This window comes from Bradyrhizobium sp. UNPA324 (assembly GCF_006658635.1).
In the GTDB taxonomy this organism is placed as follows: Bacteria; Pseudomonadota; Alphaproteobacteria; order Rhizobiales; family Xanthobacteraceae; genus Bradyrhizobium; species Bradyrhizobium nanningense.
Map to the genome: position 1 here is coordinate 5,136,013 of NZ_LFJD01000004.1, position 12,538 is coordinate 5,148,550.

The 12,538-nt window shown below is 64.1% G+C and carries 14 protein-coding genes; 8 read left to right on the plus strand and 6 right to left on the minus strand.

The genetic code is table 11. The annotated features are described in order from the left end of the window. Positions 1–25: 25 nt before the first annotated feature. Complete coding sequence (locus UNPA324_RS24685) at positions 26–421, minus strand: Rieske (2Fe-2S) protein (RefSeq protein ID WP_210246767.1); 396 nt, start codon at positions 419–421, stop codon at positions 26–28. Then, entirely contained in the window at positions 418–1,521 is a 1,104-nt protein-coding gene (gene hppD, locus UNPA324_RS24690) for a 4-hydroxyphenylpyruvate dioxygenase (protein WP_141936408.1), read from the minus strand. The genes UNPA324_RS24685 and hppD overlap by 4 nt, the downstream gene beginning before the upstream one ends. Positions 1,522–1,659: 138 nt before the next feature. Between hppD and UNPA324_RS24695 the strand changes: the two genes are divergently transcribed. Continuing rightward, entirely contained in the window at positions 1,660–2,199 is a 540-nt protein-coding gene (locus UNPA324_RS24695; protein WP_141936410.1) for an Lrp/AsnC family transcriptional regulator, read from the plus strand. On the opposite strand, the gene UNPA324_RS24700 is transcribed toward UNPA324_RS24695, so the two are convergent. Then, positions 2,196–2,687 carry a MarR family winged helix-turn-helix transcriptional regulator gene (locus UNPA324_RS24700; protein WP_164935941.1) on the minus strand — a complete coding sequence of 164 codons (492 nt, stop codon included), beginning with the start codon at positions 2,685–2,687 and terminating at the stop codon, positions 2,196–2,198. The two genes, UNPA324_RS24695 and UNPA324_RS24700, sit on opposite strands and share 4 nt — an antisense overlap. A gap of 123 nt (positions 2,688–2,810) precedes the next feature. Between UNPA324_RS24700 and UNPA324_RS24705 the strand changes: the two genes are divergently transcribed. From UNPA324_RS24705 to UNPA324_RS24725, 5 genes are all read left to right on the plus strand, one after another. Continuing rightward, positions 2,811–3,353 (plus strand): VOC family protein, encoded by a 543-nt coding sequence (locus UNPA324_RS24705; RefSeq protein ID WP_141936412.1) that lies wholly within the window; start codon positions 2,811–2,813, stop codon positions 3,351–3,353. Between the two features lie 27 nt (positions 3,354–3,380). Continuing rightward, a complete protein-coding gene (locus UNPA324_RS24710) occupies positions 3,381–5,018 on the plus strand; it encodes an FAD-dependent oxidoreductase (protein WP_141936414.1) in 1,638 nt (545 codons plus the stop codon). Further along, a complete protein-coding gene (locus UNPA324_RS24715; RefSeq protein ID WP_100179269.1) occupies positions 5,015–5,209 on the plus strand; it encodes a DUF2783 domain-containing protein in 195 nt (64 codons plus the stop codon). Before UNPA324_RS24710 ends, UNPA324_RS24715 begins: the two co-directional genes overlap by 4 nt. A gap of 249 nt (positions 5,210–5,458) precedes the next feature. Further along, positions 5,459–5,890, plus strand: coding sequence for an EF-hand domain-containing protein (locus UNPA324_RS24720; protein ID WP_502705458.1), 432 nt, complete (start codon positions 5,459–5,461; stop codon positions 5,888–5,890). A 33-nt stretch (positions 5,891–5,923) separates the two neighbouring features. Continuing rightward, positions 5,924–8,209: a heavy metal translocating P-type ATPase gene (locus UNPA324_RS24725; RefSeq protein ID WP_141936416.1), complete on the plus strand. Its 2,286-nt coding sequence runs from the start codon at positions 5,924–5,926 to the stop codon at positions 8,207–8,209. Positions 8,210–8,280: 71 nt separating this feature from the next. Here the strand turns inward: UNPA324_RS24725 and UNPA324_RS24730 are convergent, their stop codons facing one another. Then, the gene (locus UNPA324_RS24730) at positions 8,281–8,757 is read right to left on the minus strand and encodes a hypothetical protein (RefSeq protein WP_246667210.1); all 477 of its coding nucleotides are present in this window, start codon (positions 8,755–8,757) and stop codon (positions 8,281–8,283) included. A 269-nt stretch (positions 8,758–9,026) separates the two neighbouring features. Between UNPA324_RS24730 and UNPA324_RS24735 the strand changes: the two genes are divergently transcribed. Continuing rightward, positions 9,027–10,214 (plus strand): CaiB/BaiF CoA transferase family protein, encoded by a 1,188-nt coding sequence (locus tag UNPA324_RS24735; protein ID WP_141936418.1) that lies wholly within the window; start codon positions 9,027–9,029, stop codon positions 10,212–10,214. A gap of 2 nt (positions 10,215–10,216) precedes the next feature. Here the strand turns inward: UNPA324_RS24735 and UNPA324_RS24740 are convergent, their stop codons facing one another. Then, positions 10,217–10,939, minus strand: a complete 723-nt coding sequence (locus UNPA324_RS24740) for a DUF72 domain-containing protein (RefSeq protein ID WP_128916813.1) — start codon at positions 10,937–10,939, stop codon at positions 10,217–10,219. A gap of 92 nt (positions 10,940–11,031) precedes the next feature. On the opposite strand from UNPA324_RS24740, the gene UNPA324_RS24745 reads away from it, so the two are divergent. Further along, entirely contained in the window at positions 11,032–11,247 is a 216-nt protein-coding gene (locus tag UNPA324_RS24745) for a hypothetical protein (protein ID WP_128916814.1), read from the plus strand. Between the two features lies 1 nt (position 11,248). Here UNPA324_RS24745 and UNPA324_RS24750 read toward each other — a convergent pair whose 3' ends face one another. Continuing rightward, the gene (locus tag UNPA324_RS24750) at positions 11,249–12,397 is read right to left on the minus strand and encodes an amidohydrolase (RefSeq protein WP_181769675.1); all 1,149 of its coding nucleotides are present in this window, start codon (positions 12,395–12,397) and stop codon (positions 11,249–11,251) included. Between the last annotated feature and the right edge of the window lie 141 nt (positions 12,398–12,538).

Consider the following 12,538-nt stretch of genomic DNA (forward strand, 5'->3'; position numbering starts at 1 on the left):
GGGCCAGCGATGGGATCTTGCTTGATCAGGCCGCTGATGCGGCATGCACGCGGATTCGGCCGTTGTCGTCCACGGCGATCGGAATGGCATCGAGGGCGCAATTCAAGCCCAGTCCTTCGACGCCGGCGCCATCTTGAACGCGAAAGCCGGCGCTGTGATTGGTGCACCGAAGGACCGTGCCGTCCGCGCTCAGCAAATGGTCACCGCGATGATCGAGCGGCAGGTACTGGTGCGGACACGCGTTGACATAGGCCGCGAGGGTGCCCGCCGATCTGACGATCAGGATCGGAAAATCCGCTGGGCCGGATTTGATCGATTTGAAGCTGCCTTCGCCAATGTCACTGGCGCTACACAGGATGGTTCCCTCGGCCGGCGCGCCGCGATAGCTCTTCCATGCGCCGGGTATCGCTGCCTCCCTCAAGATGCCTTGAGCACGCCGCGCTCAATCTGATCGGCCTCGATGCTCTCGAACAGGGCCTTGAAGTTGCCCTCGCCAAAGCCGTCATCTCCCTTCCTCTGGATGAACTCGAAGAAGATCGGGCCGATCACGGTCTTGGAGAAGATCTGAAGCAGGATGCGGGTCAGCCCGCCATTCACGACACCCTCGCCGTCGATCAGGATGCCGTGTTTGCGCATGCGATCGAGCGGCTCGGTGTGGCCCTTCACGCGGTCGAACGATTTGTCGTAGTAGATCGAGGGCGGGCCCGGCATGAACTCGAGCCCGCGACCGGCGATGGCATCGGTCGCTGCATAGATGTCGTCGGTGCCAACGGCGATGTGCTGGATGCCCTCGCCGTTGTACTGGCGCAGATATTCCTCGATCTGGCTCTTGTCGTCCGCGCTTTCGTTGATCGGGATTCGAATCTTGCCGCAGGGAGACGTCAGGGCGCGCGAGGTCAGGCCGGTCAGCTTGCCCGAAATGTCGAAGTAGCGGATCTCGCGGAAATTGAACGTCTGGCTGTAGAACTTGTACCAGGTGTCCATGTTGCCGCGCATGACGTTATGCGTGAGGTGATCGAGATAGTAGAACCCGACGCCTTGCGGGGTTGGATCGACCTCACCGGTCCAGTCATATTCGGCGGAGTAGGGCGAGCCCTTCGCGCCATAGGTCTCGACCAGGTAAAGCAGGGATCCGCCGATGCCGACCACGGCCGGCACGTCGAGCGACTTGTCGTTGCCGGTATACTCGGTGCCGCCGAGCTGCAGGACGCGCTTCAGGGCGTGTTTGGCGTCAACGACGCGCCAAGCCATCGCCGGCGCGCAAGGTCCGTGTTCTCCGACGAAGCGCGCTGCATGGGAGTTCGGCTCCCGGTTCAGGACGTAATTGATCTTGCCCTGACGCCAAAGGGAGATGTCCTTGGTCTTGTGTCGGGCGACCTCCGTGTAGCCCATCTGCTCGAAGAGCCTGGCGAGCTTCTGCGGCTCCGGATGGGCGAACTCGACGAACTCGAAGCCATCGGTGCCGGCCGGATTGGCTGCCGAAATCGTGGCGGGTGGGGCATCGTGAGGGAAGGGACCCATGTCGAGCTCCTGGAATGGTATCTGATCTGACAGGAAATATACTGCCGGCCGACTGCACGATCTCCGCAAAATCCGCTCGACAAAGCCTGGTAGTGCGTGAAACATGCAGAGATCCGCATCTAGGCGCAAGGATCATGCATGGATCAGTTCGACGTCAAATTGCTGCAGGCGCTTCAATCCGATGGACGTCTGTCGAATTTCGAACTGGCCGACGTCGTCGGTTTGTCGGCATCGCAATGCTCGCGCCGCCGCGCCGCGCTCGAAGATGCCGGCGCGATTGCGAGCTACCACGCTCATCTCGACCGTGAAGCGCTCGGACTCGGCATTGTCGTCTTCGTGCAGGTGACGCTTGCAACACACTCGCCGGACAATTCGAGGCGCTTCCTCAAGCTGATCGAGAGCCTGGAGGAGGTGCAGGAGGCGTATGCGCTCACAGGCGAAGCGGATTACCTCATCAAGGCGACGATCACCGACTTGAAGGCGCTCTCGCGGCTTCTCAACGAGGTGTTTCTGCCGCACGACAGCGTTGCGCATGTGCGCTCATCCATCGTTCTCGATCGCCTGAAGCAAACCTCGCAATTGCCCCTTGGGCACCTCATCCCTGCCGAGACGCGTGCTGCGGAAGGCTCCAGGTCGCGAAGGAAAGGTTCATCACCACGATCTAGACGATCCAGCTAGCTCAACGCTGCCGACAGCTTGTGCATCACCCGATCGAGCACTTTTGCCTCTTCGGCGGTCAGCACGCCGAGCAGCTCCGCCTCCCGTGCCAGCGCGAAAGGCACGATCTTGCGATAGAGGGCGCGGCCCGCCGGGGTCAGTGCGACGATCAGCTCGCGGCGATCGCCGGCATGATGCTTACGGCTCGCGATGCCGCGCGATTCCAGTCCCTGGACGGCGCGGCTGACCTGCATCTTGTCCAGCGTCGTCAGCGGACCGATCTCCTTGGTCGCAATTTCCGGGCGTACACCGAGGATCGCAAGCACGCGCCATTCCTGCCGCGTCAGCGCAAAACGCTCGGAATAGACCTCGGCCACCGCCAGCGACACCTGCTCGGCCAGGCGAGCCAGCCGGTACGGAAAATATTGCTGCAGCTCGAGCTCGCCACCATCCTGCGCCGTGCCGCGCCCGGCCGTTTCCCGGTCTCGCGCTTCGCCCGAACGTCCCATCACGCCGTTTCCGCCCCACCCGTCCACATGGCAGATTCTTCCGAGCCACTTGATCCAGATCAAATCCAGAAAATAGTAACATCTGATACCAATTTCGCAACCGCAAATCCAGGGAGCGAAATCATGAAGATCGAGAAGATCCATCACGTCGCCTATCGCTGCGTCGACGCCAAGGCCACCGTCGAGTTCTACAAGAAGGTCATGAACATGGACCTTGTCGGCGCCATCGCCGAGGACCGGGTGCCGTCGACCAAGGCGCCGGATCCCTACATGCACATCTTCCTCGATGCCGGGAACGGCAACATCCTCGCCTTTTTCGAGCTGCCGAACTCGCCGCCGATGGGCCGCGATCCCAACACGCCGGACTGGACTCAGCACATCGCCTTTCAGGTCAAGGACCTCGCCGAACTCGAAGAGGCCAAGGCGCGCGCGGAGGCGGCCGGTCTCGACGTCGTCGGCGTCACAGACCACACCATCTTCAAGTCGATCTATTTCCGCGACCCCAGCGGCCATCGCCTGGAGATCGCGGCCTGGACCGCCACGCCCGAGCAGATCGATCGCATGAAGTCGGTTGCGCACGAGATGGTCGAGGAATGGTCGCGCACCAAGCGTCCGCCGCGCCACACCGCCTGGATGCACGAGAAGGAATTCGCGGACGCGCATTGATCCTTGGCCGTGCATCAGGAAGCGAACATGACGAGCTATATTTATCCGAAGTTCGGCTATCGGCGTTCCCAGGAGCAGGCCGAGGGAATCGTGAAGCGGCATCCGATCGTGGTGATCGGCGCAGGTCCCATCGGCCTGACCGCGGCGCTCGACTGCGCAGCACGTGGCCAGCCGGTCATGGTGCTCGACGACAACGACACCGTCTCGATCGGCTCGCGCGCGGTCTGCTACGCCAAGCGTCCGCTCGAGATATGGGACCGCCTCGGTTGCGCGGCGCCCATGGTCGAGCGCGGCGTCAGCTGGAATGTCGGGAAGGTGTTCTTCCAGGGCCAGCTGTCCTACCAGTTCGATCTCCTGCCCGAGGCCGATCACCAATGGCCGGCCATGATCAACCTGCAGCAATATCATCTGGAGGAGATGCTGGTCGCCCAGTGCAGGGCCAATCCGCTGATCGAGCTGCGCTGGAAGCACCGTCTCATCAGCCTCAAGCAGGCCGCCGATTATGCGACGCTCGCGGTGGAAACGCCGGACGGCATCTTCACCATGGAGGCGCAATGGGTGATCGCATGTGACGGAGCCAACTCCGATGCGCGCAAGATGGTGGGCGCCGAGTTCACCGGACAGTTCTTCCAGGACCGCTTCCTGATCGCCGACGTCGCCATGAAGGCGGATTTCCCGACCGAGCGCTGGTTCTGGTTCGATCCGCCGTTCCATCCCGGCCAGTCCGTTCTGCTGCACCGGCAGGCGGACAATATCTGGCGGATCGACTTCCAGCTCGGCTGGGAGGCCAATCCGGAGGAGGAAAAGCGGCCCGAGCGGGTGATCCCGCGCATCCGCGCCATGCTCGGCGAGGACACCGAGTTCGTGCTCGAATGGGTCTCGATCTATCAGTTTGCCTGCCGGCGCATCGATAATTTCCGGCAAGGTAGGGTGCTGTTCGCCGGCGACGCCGCGCATCAGGTCTCCCCGTTCGGCGCACGCGGCGCCAATACCGGCGTCCAGGACATCGACAATCTCGCCTGGAAGCTCGCGATGGTGCTGCGCGGCGAGGCCTCGGAAGCCCTTCTCGACAGCTATCACGAGGAGCGTGCCTATGCCGCGGACGATAACATCCTGAACTCGACGCGGGCCACCGACTTCATCACCCCGAAGACGAAACCGAGCCGTTATTTCCGTGACGCCGTGCTGGAGCTCGCCCGGCATCACGGCTTTGCGCGACCGCTGGTCAACAGCGGCCGGCTCTCGACCCCGACCCCTTATGTGACGTCGGCGCTCAACACCCCCGACCACGACGCAGTGCCGGGCGGCATGCGCCCCGGCACGAATGCGGCGGATGCGCCGATTGCGGTGGATGGCAAGCCCGCCTGGTTCCTGCATTGTCTCGGCGACGGCTTCACGGTCGTGGCCTTCGGCAACGTGAGTGACAAGATCGAGATCGCGGTGGGGCCGTTCGCGGCAAAACTCATTCTCGTCGGCCGCGACATCGAGGATCCCAAAGGTCTCCTTGCGCAGCGCTACGGCGCTTCGCCCGGGACCACCTATTTGTTCCGCCCCGATCAATATGTCGCGGCGCGCTGGAGCGGATTCGACGAGGCCAAGATCACCGAGGCGATGCTGCGCGCCTCGGGCCATGACATCGCCGACCGGACGGAGCTTGCGGCATGATGCTCAATTTGTCACCGAACATCGCCGATCCCGACGACTTCTACGCCGAGTTGATCAACAGCCAGCGCGATCTCGACGAGGAGCAGGCGCTGCGCATGAATGCCCGGCTGATCCTGTTGCTCGCCAATCACATCGGCGACCGCAAGGTGCTGACGGAGGCCATCGGCTGCGCCCGCAGGGGCGGCGGCTAGGTCACGGGAATTCCGCCTCGCGAGAGAGGAGGTCGCACGAAGGCCGCCGGCAGCGCCGGCGGCAGGTCCTTTTTGCGCGATCTCGCCGGCTGAATTCGGCGCCGAGGGTCAGTCGCGCCGAAAAGCCATCGGGGCAGAAGCCGCTTTCTTGACTTGGCTCAAGGTAAACTCGGTGAAGTTCGACACTTTCTTAGGCCCCACACCAAGGCCGGAGGAAGCACCATGCTAGGTCGAACCATTGCTGCAGCGTTGCTGGTCGTCACCCTGGGCCAGCCGGCTTGGGCTCAATCGCCGGCGGACCACCAGGGCCATCATCCCGGACAGGAGCAGGAGCAGGCGCCGGCGTCGCCGCAGTCGAATTCTCCTGCAAGCCCATCCGCCGAGCGGCAGAGTCCGATGCGCGGTGGAGATATGATGGGAATGATGGGGCGCGGAATGATGGGACAAGGAATGAAGGGGCAAGGCGGGGCAGGCGGTGACGCCATGGAGCCGCCGGTCGTCTTCCGCATCATCTTCGCGCTGATGGATGCCGATGGTGACGGCACCGTCTCCTTGCCCGAGTTTCAAGTCGCTCACGAACGAATCTTCAAGGCGATGGATCGCGACAAGGACGGGAAACTCACTTTCGAAGAGATGATGACGTTCATGCACAAGAGCAAGAGCTCCCTCCCGCAGAAATAGCGAGCGGAAACCGAAGGACGGGCGCGCCAAGCCATGTCGTTTGATCGGGTCTTGCGATGGGCTTTGGTTGCGATCGCAATCGCTGGATTGAGCGCGGGTATTGTCGCGCGAGCCGCAGGCCGGCCTGACCTGGCCGATGTCGCCTGGGCGCTCGGCACGGGGCCCGTCATTGCAGGATTGGCGGTCTCGATCGTCCAGGATCTGCTGAGAGGCCGTGTCGGAGTGGACGCGATCGCATTGCTGTCGATGAGCGCGGCGTTGGCGCTCGGACAGCCGCTCGCCGGGGCTGTGGTCGCGCTGATGTATTCCGGTGGCAACATCCTGGAGGAGATCGCGGTCGCACGGGCGGAGCATGATCTTCGATCCCTGGTTGATCGGGCGCCGCGGCAGGTCCACCGCAAATCCAGTGAGCGGATCGAGGACATTCCGATCGAGGAAGTCGGCATCGGCGAAGAGCTTCTGGTGCATGCCGGCGAGATCGTGCCGGTCGACGGTGTCGTTGCGTCGGCCTTCGCCACGATCGACGAGTCCGCGGTCACCGGCGAACCGATTCCGGTGGAGAAGACGCGCGGAAGCGCGGTTCTTTCTGGTTCTCTGAACGCCGGTGAGACCTTCCAGGTGACCGTGACCGCGCCGGCCAGCGAGAGTACCTACGCGGGCATCGTGCGCATGGTGACTGCGGCGCAAACAGCGAGAGCTCCCTTTGTGCGGTTGGCAGACCGGTATGCGCTGATCTTTCTGCCGGTGACACTCGTTATCTCCTATGTGGCATGGCATATCTCCGGTGACGTGACCCGCAGCCTTGCCGTGCTGGTGGCGGCAACGCCGTGTCCCCTGATTCTGGCCGCGCCCGTCGCCTTCATCGCCGGGGTGGCGCAAGCGGCCCGCCGCGGCATCCTGGTCAAAGGCGGGAGGGCGCTGGAGGCGTTGGCCCGTGCGCACACCGTGCTGTTCGACAAGACCGGTACTCTGACCGTGGGCGGGGCGCGGTTGCTGTCCGTAGAAGTTGCGCCGGGCGAGAATCCGGATGAGGTCCTCACGCTCGGGGCGTCCCTCGAGCAGGCTTCGCATCACGTGCTTGCGAAGGCTGTCGTCGCTGCGGCTCTCGCCCAAGGGCTCAAGCTGAAGCCGCCGGAACATGTCAAGGAGACCATGGGGGCCGGCCTCAGCGGCCAGATCGACGGACGCCGAGTTATCGCGGGCTCGCCAGAGATGCTTGTCTCGCACGCCGAGCTCTCGCCATGGGAGTTGCGGGCGATTCGACGTGCCTCGTGGCGGTCGGCGCTGATCGTCTTTGTCGCGGTGGACGGCCGTCTCGTCGGCGCGTTGCTGCTGGCAGATGAATTGCGAGCCGATACGCCGCGGGCGATCCGGCTGCTGCGCGATGCCGGCATCGCGCGGATGGTGATGGTGACGGGTGATCGCGCCGCAGCTGCTCAGGCTGTTGGAGCGGCGCTCGATCTCGATGCGGTGCTGGCCGATCGCGTTCCCTCGGACAAAGTCGAAGCGGTGCGTAGCGAACAGCGGCTGCATCCGACCATCATGGTCGGCGACGGCATCAATGACGCCCCGGCGCTGGCCGTGGCTGACACCGGGGTCGCGCTCGGCGCGCGCGGTGCAAGCGCCTCCTCCGAGGCGGCGGATGTGGTGATTCTCACGGATCGGCTGGATCGGGTCGGCGAAGCGATCGTCATTGCGCAACGCGCGCGGCGCATTGCGCTGCAAAGCATCTTTGTCGGGATGGGATTGTCATTAGCGGCGATGGTCGCCGCCAGTCTCGGCTGGCTCGATCCCGTCCCCGCCGCGATCGTTCAGGAGGTGATCGATGTTGCCGTCATCCTGAACGCGCTGCGAGCCCTCAATCCGCCCCTCGTCAGGAGTGGTCCGCGCCTCACCGCGGAGCAGGGGTTGACGCTGCATCACGATCATCAGGCGCTGCTCAAGGACCTAGACCGCTTGCGCCAGATCGTCGACGCGTTGGACGATGCGGTGCCCGAATCCGTTGCTGGTTTGATTGGTGAGGCCCACCGACTGGTCCAGAGTAGCGTCGTGATGCACGAACGCGAGGATGAAGACAGCGTCTATCCGAAGCTCACGGAAGTGCTGCGCGACCGCCACGGGCTCGCTGCGATGAGCCGTGCGCATCGCGAGATATTGCATCTTGCGCGGCTACTCGCCCGGATCGCGGAGGATCTGCCGTCAGAGAAGATCGACCGCTACCTCATTCGAGATGCCCAGCGCGTGATCGAGGCGATCGAAACGCTGGTGCGCATGCACACGGCCCAGGAGGAGGATATCTACGAGGCCGTCGCTGCATAGGCGATAGTCGGGCCGTAGGCCGAGGAACTTGGCTCCGCAGCGATGGCGGCGGCAGCCGTCGCCACGAGATCTCAATGTTCCGGCGGTCGCCAGCCGGCATGATCAAAATACGCACCGTATTGAGCAAGCGCGCGCACGATCTTGATGGCTCCTTGATCGCGGCCGGTCCCAGTCTTCATCTTGGCCGCGCCGTCGATGATTTGCTCGAGGACAAGGTGGAGTTGCTGGTCGGCCTGTTCGGGCAGCTTGCAGTTTCCCACCACGTCATCGACCCGCGCCTGGATTCGCGTCGCCAGAGCCTCGTATTGCGCAGGCGTGAACACATTGCTGTGAATGGGGGCCAGCGATTGTCTCATCGCGAGACTGATGTCATCCATGCCTCGGCGCAAGACGTCATCCGTCGGCCATTTCTTGCCATGGTCTAACCGGAGCTGGACTGCGGCCGCTGGTTTGTCATGCGCGTGCGGACCCGCGGCGAGAGCGGGCGGCCCCATGGCGACGCCGAGTGCGAGGACTGCCAATATGAGCGACTTGTTTGTGATGATCACGGGACTTCCTCCGAAAAATTTCCTTGCTTTCAGGTGGAAGATCGCGACGGGCGGGAGTTTGTGCTGGAGCAAAGTCTCGAGCGGAATGAGCTGCGGCCCCGCGACGCAGGATGCGTCGGGAGTCAACCATCAGACCGTCGTCAGCATTTGGCTGAATGGGAATACCCACGCTCCGATGCGATGATGAAAGTCGCATGTGCATTTCCGCTCCCCAGCTTGCCCTGGCAGCCTTTCCCTGTAATCTGCAACAAACAACAGGGAAGGGATCGATGGGAGGAGTCTTGGAGGGCGTGCGTGTGCTCGATTTCGGGCGCTATATCGCTGGGCCCTATTGCGCGACGCTGCTGGCCGAATTCGGCGCCGAGGTTATTCGCATCGAGAAGCGCGAGGGCAGCGAGGATCGCTTCGTGGCGCCGGTCGGCGAAAACGGCGAAGGCGCGCTGTTTCTCCAGGTCAACCGCAACAAGAAGTGCGTCACGCTCGACCCGATGAAGCCTGAAGGGCAGGAGGTGATGCGCCGCCTGATCGCGACCGCGGACGTCGTCGTCGCCAATCTGCCGCCGCAGACCTTGCGCGCGATGAAGCTCGACTACGAATCCTTGAAGGCGATCAAGCCCGACATCATCCTGACCACGGCGACCGCGTTCGGCGGGCCGGGGCCCTGGTCCGACCGCGTCGGCTTCGACGGTGTCGGGCAGGTCATGTCGGGATCGGTGTACATGACGGGCGCTGGCGATCCGCCCTATCGCGCCGCGGTGAACTGGGTCGATTTCGGCACGGCGCTGCATTGCGCGTTCGGCACGCTCGCAGCCCTGATCGAGCGCGGCAAATCCGGACGCGGGCAGGTCGTCGAGGGCGCGCTGCTCGCAACCGCCTTGTCCTTCACCAACGCCACGCTGATCGAGCAGGCAATCATCAAAGTCAATCGCGTGCCGACAGGCAATCTCGGCCAGACCGCGGCTCCCGCCGACATCTACCGCACCAAAGACGGCTGGGTGCTGTGTCAGGTCACCGGACATCCGCTGTTCAAGCGCTGGGCGCGGCTGATGGGCGAGGAGGAGGTGTGGCTGAAAGATCCGCGCTTTGCCGACGATATCAGCCGCGGCAACAACGGCGCCGTCATCAGCGAGCGGATGGCGCGCTGGTGCGCCGAGCGCACCACGCAGGAGGCGGTCGATACGCTCGGCCAGGCGATGATTCCGACCGGGCCCGTGCTCTCACCGCAACAGGCGCTGGATCATCCGCACATCCGTGCCGCCGGCTTCATGCAGGATGTCGACTATCCCGGCCTGCCGAAGCCCGCGCCGGTGACACGGGCCGCGGTCCGGCTGTCCGAGACGCCGGGCGAAATCGCGCACCGTGCGCCGACGCTCGGCGAGCATACCAATCTTGTCCTCGCCGAGCTCGGTTATGACGAAGCAGAGATCGCGGCGCTTCGGCGAGGCGGCATCGTCTAGCGTCACAGCAACTGCTTCAGCGCCAGCGCATCGGCCGGTGCCGCGCTCTTCTGGTCGTTGTCGAAATAGACGTAGACGTCGCAGCCCTGCCGCTTCCAGGATTTGATGCGCTTGGCCCATTGCGCCAGCGCGGCCTTGGTGTAGTGCCCGTGATAGCGTCCGCTCGGGCCGTGCCCGCGCACATAGACGAAATCCGCCGTGCGCTTCCATGGCGCCGGCGCATCGTGATGGTCGGACAGGCAGAGCGAGATGTTCTCGTCCGCCAGCATGCGCAGGATGCGCGGCTGATACCAGCTCGGATGACGGAATTCGAAACTGTAACGCCGTTTCCGCGACAGCAGCTTGAAGAAGGATGCGAGGCGGTCGGCGTTCGCCTCGAATTGCGGCGGCAACTGGAACAGGATCGGCCCGGCCTTGCCGCCGAGCCTGGAGATGCGGTCCTCCAGCAGTTCGAGGCTGTTGATGGAGCGCTCCGACAGGCGCTTCCAGTGCGTGATGAATTTCGACGCCTTCCAGGCGAAGACGAAGTCGCGGCCGGTCTGCTCGCGCCAGCCCGTCACCGCTTCGGGCGTCGGCGTGCGATAGAACACGCCGTTCAGCTCCGTGGTGTCGAACTGTTCTGCGTAGTAGCTGAGCTGCTGCTTCAGCGTCACGCCTTCAGGGAAGAACGGGCCGCGCCAGGAATCGTAATGCCAGCCCGAAGTTCCGACCAGAACGCGCGCCATTGTCTTCGTGCCCTCCGTTGCCTTTGCCGGAGGGGAACGTCCAGGCGGTCGATACGTTGCTGGTGAAATCGCCAACGCAAGGACAGGAACCGATGTACGCGCTGTTCGAAGGGAGCAAGCAGATCGGCGATCCCTTTCCGACCGAGAAAGAGGTGTGGGAAGCCGCCTTGATCGAGGGACTCGTGACCGACGTTCCGGTCGCGGACGAGGAGGGCGGCCGGCTGCTGCCGGCCGGATATCACGTCGCACGCGTCGAGGAGACGTTCGAGCCGAAGCGGGACTGGAAGCTGCCGCGCGAGATCTCGTGAGCTAGTTCGACGCCAGCGCCGCCTTGGCAACTTCGGCCATCCAGCTCGACGCTACGGGTAAGATCGCGTCGTTGAAATCGTAGCGCGGGCCGTGCAGCTCGGCGCCGTCGCGCAATTCGCCGTTGCCGATCCAGACGAAGGCGCCCGGCCGCTGCTGCAGGTAATGGGCAAAATCCTCGCCGGCCATGCTGGGCGCGAGGTCGCGCCGCACGGGCGCTTGCACCTTCTCGGCAGCGATGCGCGCCAGGTCCGCCTCAAGGGGCGTGTTGACCACCACACCCACACCCCAGACGATCTCGGGCGTCACCTTGACGCCGAAGCTGGTCGCAATGCCGGCGCAGGTCCGTTCGATGCCGTCGAGGATGGTGTCCTTGACCGCCTCGCGGTGGTAGCGCAGCGTGCCGCGGATGGTGACGCGGCCGGCGATCTGGTTCGGCGCGGTGCCGCCTTCGATGGTGCAGAGCGAGAGCACGGCGGTGTCGAGCGGATCGACGCCGCGCGCCACGACCGATTGCAGCGCCACGATCAGATGGCCGGCCGCCACCACCGGATCGCGCGTCAGATGCGGCATGCCGGCGTGGCCCGCATGGCCCTCGATGCTGATGGTGATGCGCCCGCCGGAGGCCATGACGACGCCGTCATGCACGGCAATGGTGCCGGCGGCAAGGCCCGGCCAATTGTGAAAGCCGAACACACGTTCCATCGGAAAGCGGTCGAACAGCCCGGCCGCGACCATCGCGCGCGAGCCGCCAAAGCCTTCCTCGGCCGGCTGGAAGATGAAGTCGACCGCGCCGCTCCAGCTGGTATCGGCGGCGAGCAGCGCGGCGGCGCCGAGCAGCGAAGTGGTGTGTCCGTCATGGCCGCAGGCGTGCATCACGCCTGATGTCTTGGACGCATAGGGCAGGCCGGTGTCCTCGGTGATTGGCAGCGCATCCATGTCGGCACGCAGGCCGACCCGCCTTTGCGCATGTCCGCGCGTCAAGGTCGCGACGATGCCATGGCCGCCGATGCCTGCCTCGAACGGAATGCCGAGCTCGGTGAGCCTGTCCTGCACGAAGGCGGCAGTGGCTTTTTCCTGGAGCGACAGCTCCGGGTGGGCATGAAGGTGCCGGCGCCATTCGGTCAGTTTCTGCTGCAGCTCGGGTGTCAAGGCGGGTGTCTCTCGCAAGGTGTCGGTTGTCGCCACCATAACGGATTATCCGCCGCATGCATCAAGCGTTGGGGAATGGCTCGCGTGCACAATGTCCTTTTTCGCCGTCGTCAGCACTGTGCGAGCTCTCTGAAGACGGTG

Coding starts and splice junctions, on each gene's coding strand:
- hppD (WP_141936408.1), bottom strand. CDS start 1,521: ATGGGTCCCTTCCCTCACGATGCCCCACCCGCCACGATTTCGGCAGCC.
- UNPA324_RS24695 (WP_141936410.1), top strand. CDS start 1,660: ATGGATCAGTTCGACGTCAAATTGCTGCAGGCGCTTCAATCCGATGGA.
- UNPA324_RS24700 (WP_164935941.1), bottom strand. CDS start 2,687: ATGGGACGTTCGGGCGAAGCGCGAGACCGGGAAACGGCCGGGCGCGGC.
- UNPA324_RS24705 (WP_141936412.1), top strand. CDS start 2,811: ATGAAGATCGAGAAGATCCATCACGTCGCCTATCGCTGCGTCGACGCC.
- UNPA324_RS24710 (WP_141936414.1), top strand. CDS start 3,381: ATGACGAGCTATATTTATCCGAAGTTCGGCTATCGGCGTTCCCAGGAG.
- UNPA324_RS24715 (WP_100179269.1), top strand. CDS start 5,015: ATGATGCTCAATTTGTCACCGAACATCGCCGATCCCGACGACTTCTAC.
- UNPA324_RS24725 (WP_141936416.1), top strand. CDS start 5,924: ATGTCGTTTGATCGGGTCTTGCGATGGGCTTTGGTTGCGATCGCAATC.
- UNPA324_RS24735 (WP_141936418.1), top strand. CDS start 9,027: ATGGGAGGAGTCTTGGAGGGCGTGCGTGTGCTCGATTTCGGGCGCTAT.
- UNPA324_RS24740 (WP_128916813.1), bottom strand. CDS start 10,939: ATGGCGCGCGTTCTGGTCGGAACTTCGGGCTGGCATTACGATTCCTGG.
- UNPA324_RS24745 (WP_128916814.1), top strand. CDS start 11,032: ATGTACGCGCTGTTCGAAGGGAGCAAGCAGATCGGCGATCCCTTTCCG.